Below are 6,068 nucleotides of genomic sequence, written 5' to 3'. Positions count from 1 at the left end.
CATCAGCATGACTCGCACGGCCAGCACCAAATGGGAATCCCAATTCGGACTCGTTTGTCGCGATCAATCCACTAGGCTGATCACAGGTTGTGAAGCTGCCCGTGGGGACACCAATGCGATATGTCGACCGGACAAAGGTGCCGCCACCTTCGGGCTTGTTGTCGGAGGATGTCACTTCCGCGCGGCGCGCTTATCTGAACTTCCTGTCGCTCGATCCCAGGGAACGCGCCCAGACCCGCCCTCCGACGCCGCTGCCAACCAAGTACCTGGAAGAATTCGGGGTGCTGGAGTCGCTGGTGCATCTGTTCGATGGAAAATGCGCCTTTTGCGAAAGCACCGGGGTGCGGTTGCAAGTCCACCGGTTCCGCCCCGAAGGTGAAGCGACGCCGATGAAGGACAACGCAGACGCGCCGCTCTACTACGGTTGGCTGACCGAAGCGTGGAACAACCTGTACCCGATCTGCGACCGCTGCCTGCCAGGCGATTTCCGGTTTTTCCCGGTCAAGGGGGCCCGCGTGCCCGCACCCACGCCCGAGGAGTATCAGGCCTATATCGACGGTGCAGAGGGGAGGAACGCCCAGGCATGGCCGTTTTCCCTGAAAGAACGCGCACTGTTGCTTGATCCCTGCAAGGACAGGGGCTTTTCCGCGCATTGGGAAGTGTTGCCGAATGGCAAGCTGAACCCGTTGACCGAACCGGGCAAAACGACGATTGGCGTTTTCAACCTGAACGACCCCGCGCTTGTTTCCCGCCGGGCAGAGGCCCTTGCGCCGCTGCACGCCGCGATGGAAGACGAGGCGGGTTTCGAGATTACCGACGACGATGAATTCGCCGGCATCCTGCGACAGTATCGCGACAATCCGCAGGTCGCCAAGCGTGGCGCCGTGTTCAACTCGCCGATGTTCACCACGGCGGTTCCAGTGCGCCGGATGGACAGCGACTGGCGGCTGCAATCGATCAGGATTTCCGGCTTCAAGGCGTTGGAAACCATCACGCTCGACTTGCCTGCCCCCCCGGAAGGCGAGGAGATCGCAAGCGCGCTTCTGGTTCTTGGCGAAAACGCGACTGGTAAATCGTCATTGCTGGAAGCTATCGCCCTGACCCTGCTGGATCACAAGAGCCAGAAGCTTCTGGACCTGACCCCAAAGGCATTCCTGCTGAACCCGCGCTACATGGGGGGCGAATTCCTGCCGCCCCGCGAAAGGGCCGAGGTGGTCCTGCGCTTTGCCGACAGCGATGGCGAAGAGGTGCTGCGCGAACTTCGGGTTGATGCCGACGTGATGGGCAGCCTTGGCCCTTATCCCACCGGCCTGCCGGTCTTTGCCTATGGGGCCTATCGCCACTATCGCGACAGCGAACGCCGTTGGCGCGATGACATCACCGTGCGCAGCCTGTTCCACACCGATTTCCTGCTGTCGAACCCGGAAAAATGGCTGCTTGGCCTCAGCGACCGCCGGTTTGACATGGTGGTGCAGGCCTTGCGGATCATCATCGGCGGCGGCTTTACCATCATGCAGCGCGATTTCGAGGCCGAGCAGTGTCTTGTGGTGATCGAAGCGGACGGGGTGTCGATGCGCACGCCGCTGACCACGGTGTCTTCGGGTTTTCGCACCATTCTTGCGCTGACCTGTGACATGATGCGCTGGCTGATGCGGGAAAGCGGGTTCCAGTCGCTGTTGCAGGCGCGCGGCCTTGTCCTGATCGACGAGGTCGAGGCGCATTTGCATCCGCGCTGGAAGGTAACCATCATGGATGGTCTGCGCCGCGCCTTTCCCAACATGCAATTCATCGCCACCACCCACGATCCTCTGTGTCTGCGCGGCATGCGCAATGGTGAGGTGCGGGTGCTGCAACGGGTGCCGGGTGTGTCCGCCGATACCGATCTGCCGGTGCTGGTCGAAACCCTGACCGACCTGCCCGACGTGACCAAGCTGACGGTTGAACAGTTGCTGACATCTGACCTGTTCGATCTGTTCGACACCGACGATGCGGAAACCGGCCGGGCGATGGCGGAACTGGCCGATGCGTTGCAAGCGAACCGCGATGGCAAAGAGGTGGCCGACGCCCGGATGAAACGCCTGTTGTCGCGGTTCCGGTCGGAAGTGGACGATGCCTTGCCGGTCGGCTCGACCGAGGTGTCGCGGCTGGTGCAGGATGCGGTGGCCGACTATGTCATCGCCCGGGAAAAGGCCGGGGCCGCCGAACGGCGCAGGCTGCGCGACGCGACCAAGCAACGGATCATCGACGCCTTGGGGGATATGTAATGCGCCGGGTGGACCGCACCAGCATTGACCCGCCCAAGGTGCTGACCGATCCGGGGCAGGCCGGCCCGGAAGAGTTGATCAAGGCCCGCGCCTATCGTGCCGATCCCGCGACCAAGGACAAAAGCTTTGGTTTCAAGGTCTACAAACATGCCGAAGTGAAGGCCGCGCTGGACCGGCTGTTTCACGGCAAATGCGCCTATTGCGAAAGCTTCTACAGCGCGCAGGCCCCCGTCGACGTGGAACACTTCCGCCCCAAGGGGGCTGTCGAAGGGGCCTCGGATCACCCGGGATATTGGTGGCTGGGGATGGTGTGGGAAAACCTGCTGCCGTCCTGCATTGACTGCAACCGTCGGCGGCGGCAGGTGACACCCGACCCCAATGCCAGCCTGACCCGCCTATTCGAAGCGGCAAAGGACACCTACAACACCGGCAAGAAGGATGTGTTTCCCGTCGCCGGCACGCGGGCCAAGGGGGAAACCGATGCGCTTGAACTGGAACGCGCCTATCTGCTGGATCCCTGCCGCGACGATCCCGGTGCGCATCTGGACTATTACATCGACCCGGAAAATCTGTTGGGCCTGATCTTGCCCCGGGCACAGCCGGGTGGGGTAGCGGCGCTGCCGGCGCTGGGCGATGCCGGGCAGATCGCCGATGCCGCGTCACAGTCGGGCGTATCCGCGCGCGGGGCGGTCTCGATTCAGGTGTACGGGCTGAACCGGCTGGGGCTGGTACAGGAACGCACCCGCGTCCTGCGTCACCTGGAATTCCTGCGCCACCTGATCCACGACATCGACGCGATCGCCGGAGAACTGGACAGCCACCCCGACCCAAAGGTCAAGGAGGCCGCGAAATCCCTGCGCGGGCTGGTCGACCGGATCATCGCGGAAATCCGCGACCTCGCCGCGCCCGAAGCGCCCTACAGCGCACTGGTGCGGGCCTGGACCAAGCGTTTCGTCACCGAACTGAAAGCAGAGGTATAGCCATGGCCAAGAACATCGTGATCCTGCTGGACGGGACGTCGAACCAGATTTCCGACAAGCGGACGAACATCCTGCGGCTTTATGGCTGCCTGCGCAAAAATGAAAACCAGTTGGTCTATTATGACCCGGGCGTCGGCACTTTCGGGGCGGAAAACGCATGGTCGCGGCAGATGCAGAAAGCGTCCGAGGTCTGGGGCATGGCCACGGGCTACGGGCTCGATGACAACGTGATGGAGGCGTATCGGTTCCTTGTCGAACACTACGACAACGGCAAGACCAGCGATGGCGAACGCGACCGGATATATATCTTCGGGTTTTCGCGCGGGGCCTATTCGGCACGGGTGCTGGCGGGGTTCATCCGTGCCGTCGGTCTGATCGAGCCGCGCAACCTGAACCTTCTGCGCTATGCCTACCGCGCCTACAAGCGGATCGGTGAACGGGAAGACGACGACAGCTTTGCCGAAGTGCGGCTATACGAACGCATCCTTGCGCCCGATCGCCCGCCGATCCGACTGCTGGGCCTGTTCGATACGGTTGCGTCAATGATCGAATCCGGGCCGGGGCTGCTGCCTGTGCTGCGCACCCATGCCTTTACCGAAAAGAACGTATGCGTCGAATCCGTGCGTCACGCGGTGGCGCTGGATGAACGCCGCCGGATGTTCCGCGCGCAGCTGTGGCCCGAAGGACAGGACTACTGGGGCAACCCGTTCAGCGGGCACCAGGCCAAGCCGCAGGATGCGAAAGAGGTCTGGTTCACCGGCGTGCATGGCGACATCGGCGGTGGCTATCCCGAAGGTGAAAGCGGTCTGGCCAAGCTGCCGCTGATCTGGATGATCGAAGAGACCAAGGCGCTGGGTCTTGATTATGTCACCCAGACGGTGAACCGGATCGTTCTGGGCACCGCGCCTGACAAGCCCTATTCGGAACCGAACGCCTTTGCCGATCCACACGATTCGATGACATCTGTCTGGCCGGTGCTGGAATATCTGCCGCTGCCGCCGGGGCCGAATTCCCGGCGCGCCCGTTTTGCCGGCATGACCATCGCCCGCCACGAACCGCGGTTCGTGCCGGAAAACGCCAGGCTGCACGGCTCGGTCATCGCGCGGGCGGAAAAGACCGGGACCTTGCCGGACCATATCCCGGCGCAACACCGGGTCGAAGGCACGGCCGCTGACTGGGAATAGCGCGCCAGGGCGTCGGGCGGAGGCCCGTCAGGGCAGAATGATGCGCGGCGCCATGCCCAGCGGGATCGGCCCCAGCGACACGCGCCCGCCGGCAAAGTTCAACGGCAGGTCCAGCGTCCTGGGATTGCCGTTCAGCTGCGCCGCCAGTCCCAGCCCCTGTTCGAGCGCATCGCCCAGCCCTTGGGGCAGATACCCTTGTTCAACGGCCGCGCGCAGGATCTCGCGCCAGTTTTCCGCCTTCAAGGTCAGCGACCCGTCCAGCAGGCCACGGCTGTCGACGGTCAGGTCGCCCGCCAGCTTCAGCTGCAGTTCGCCATAGCGATATTCGGCCAGCCGCAGCGCGATGTGCCGGGGTTGCGGGCGCGGACCGGTCACCGTGCCGGTTGTCCAGCTTCGGTCAAACCCGATCACCATGTCGGCGCGCAACCCGTTGAAACTGTCGGGCAGAGCGGCGCCTGATACCGGTGCGCCCTCGGTCGCCAGGCCTGTCGCTTGCACCGCAAGGCGATATTCGCTGCCGTCCTGTTTCAGAAAGGCAGCGGTCAGGCCGGCCAGGGCGACGGCCTTGCCGCGGCTGGATGCGATGTTCAGAACCTCGGCCTCGGCGTTGACCCGCACCAGCGCGTCCGCTGCCCCGGTCACCACGCTGGCACGCAGACCGTCGCTGCCGATGTCCCAGGTCTGGCCGGATGCGGTCAGGCTCTGGTTGTCGCCAAACGCCAGGATGAGGTGGTTCGGCTTGTAGGAAAGGCGCAGGATTTCAACCAGCGCCGCCTGCCAGACCATCCCGGTTTCAGGGTCCGCCAGAGTCAGGCCCGCAAAGGTCTGGTCCAGCCGTGACGGAAATCCGCGCAGGGCATAGCTGTCGTGGCTGGCTTCCCATCCGTCGGCGCGGCGGGCGTCGAACCAGGCCTCTGTCGCGCTGTTCAGGCTGTGGGCCTGCCAGCCCCAGTAGCCCGCCCAGCCAAGGGCCGCCACAAGGATCGCCGCGATCAACTGTTTCATGCAGGGGCCTTTCCTCTCGTTCCGCGATGGTGTTTACAACCGACATTTCCGAAGGACCAGTGACCATGACGCTTTGGGTCTTTGCCTATGGATCGCTTTTGTGGAACCCCGGTTTCCCGGTGGTCGAAGCCGTGCCCGCCAGTCTGGACGGCTGGCACCGCAGTTTCTGCATGCGCTCGATCCATCATCGCGGCACGGTCGAAAATCCCGGCCTTGTGCTGGCACTGGATGAAGACGCGGCGGCGGTCTGTCACGGCATGGCGCTGGGTGCCCCGGCCGCCAGCGCCGAAGACACCATCGCCTATCTGCGCGAACGCGAATTGATCTCGTCTGCCTATGTTGAACGCTATCTGCCCCTGACGCTTGCCGATGGCCGCCGGGTCGATGCGGTGACCTATGTCATCGACACCGACCACGACCAATATTGCCGGTCCCTGCCGCTGGAGGAACAAGCGCGGATCATCGCTCGCGCGGTCGGCGGGCGCGGGCCAAATGCCGAATACCTGCACAACACCGTCACCCATCTGGTGCAGATGGGCATTGAGGATGCAGATCTGCAATGGTTGGACCGGCAGGTCAGGTTGCTGTGCCGATAGGCCCTTGGCTTGGCACGGCGTAACCCCTAGTCTGACCCG

General features: G+C 63.6%; 5 protein-coding genes. 4 read left to right on the top strand and 1 reads right to left on the bottom strand.

Annotated features, from left to right (window positions below):
• Positions 1 to 113 precede the first annotated feature (113 nt).
• The 3 genes from VK792_RS15815 to VK792_RS15805 are packed head-to-tail and all read left to right on the top strand — an operon-like array spanning position 114 to position 4,428.
• Positions 114 to 2,264 (top strand): AAA family ATPase, encoded by a 2,151-nt coding sequence (locus VK792_RS15815; RefSeq protein WP_326298780.1) that lies wholly within the window; start codon positions 114 to 116, stop codon positions 2,262 to 2,264.
• Positions 2,264 to 3,244 carry an HNH endonuclease family protein gene (locus VK792_RS15810; protein WP_326298778.1) on the top strand — a complete coding sequence of 327 codons (981 nt, stop codon included), beginning with the start codon at positions 2,264 to 2,266 and terminating at the stop codon, positions 3,242 to 3,244. Before VK792_RS15815 ends, VK792_RS15810 begins: the two co-directional genes overlap by 1 nt.
• A 2-nt stretch (positions 3,245 to 3,246) precedes the next feature.
• Positions 3,247 to 4,428: a T6SS phospholipase effector Tle1-like catalytic domain-containing protein gene (locus VK792_RS15805; protein WP_326298776.1), complete on the top strand. Its 1,182-nt coding sequence runs from the start codon at positions 3,247 to 3,249 to the stop codon at positions 4,426 to 4,428.
• 27 nt (positions 4,429 to 4,455) lie between these two features.
• Here VK792_RS15805 and VK792_RS15800 read toward each other — a convergent pair whose 3' ends face one another.
• The gene (locus VK792_RS15800; protein WP_326298774.1) at positions 4,456 to 5,433 is read right to left on the bottom strand and encodes a DUF2125 domain-containing protein; all 978 of its coding nucleotides are present in this window, start codon (positions 5,431 to 5,433) and stop codon (positions 4,456 to 4,458) included.
• Positions 5,434 to 5,498: 65 nt separating this feature from the next.
• Here VK792_RS15800 and VK792_RS15795 point away from each other — a divergent pair, with 65 nt between their 5' ends.
• A complete protein-coding gene (locus VK792_RS15795) occupies positions 5,499 to 6,029 on the top strand; it encodes a gamma-glutamylcyclotransferase (protein WP_326298772.1) in 531 nt (176 codons plus the stop codon).
• The last annotated feature ends 39 nt before the right edge of the window (positions 6,030 to 6,068 follow it).

Source organism: Mesobacterium hydrothermale (assembly GCF_035818635.1).
GTDB classification, from domain to species: Bacteria; Pseudomonadota; Alphaproteobacteria; order Rhodobacterales; family Rhodobacteraceae; genus Mesobacterium_A; species Mesobacterium_A hydrothermale.
The sequence above is the reverse complement of the archived record's forward strand: the minus strand, read 5'-3'. Positions and strand labels throughout refer to the sequence as shown.

What these genes read in the sequence shown, in the direction of transcription:
- VK792_RS15805 (WP_326298776.1), top strand. Translation starts at nt 3,247, where the DNA reads ATGGCCAAGAACATCGTGATCCTGCTGGACGGGACGTCGAACCAGATT.
- VK792_RS15800 (WP_326298774.1), bottom strand. Translation starts at nt 5,433, where the DNA reads ATGAAACAGTTGATCGCGGCGATCCTTGTGGCGGCCCTTGGCTGGGCG.
- VK792_RS15795 (WP_326298772.1), top strand. Translation starts at nt 5,499, where the DNA reads ATGACGCTTTGGGTCTTTGCCTATGGATCGCTTTTGTGGAACCCCGGT.
- VK792_RS15815 (WP_326298780.1), top strand. Translation starts at nt 114, where the DNA reads ATGCGATATGTCGACCGGACAAAGGTGCCGCCACCTTCGGGCTTGTTG.
- VK792_RS15810 (WP_326298778.1), top strand. Translation starts at nt 2,264, where the DNA reads ATGCGCCGGGTGGACCGCACCAGCATTGACCCGCCCAAGGTGCTGACC.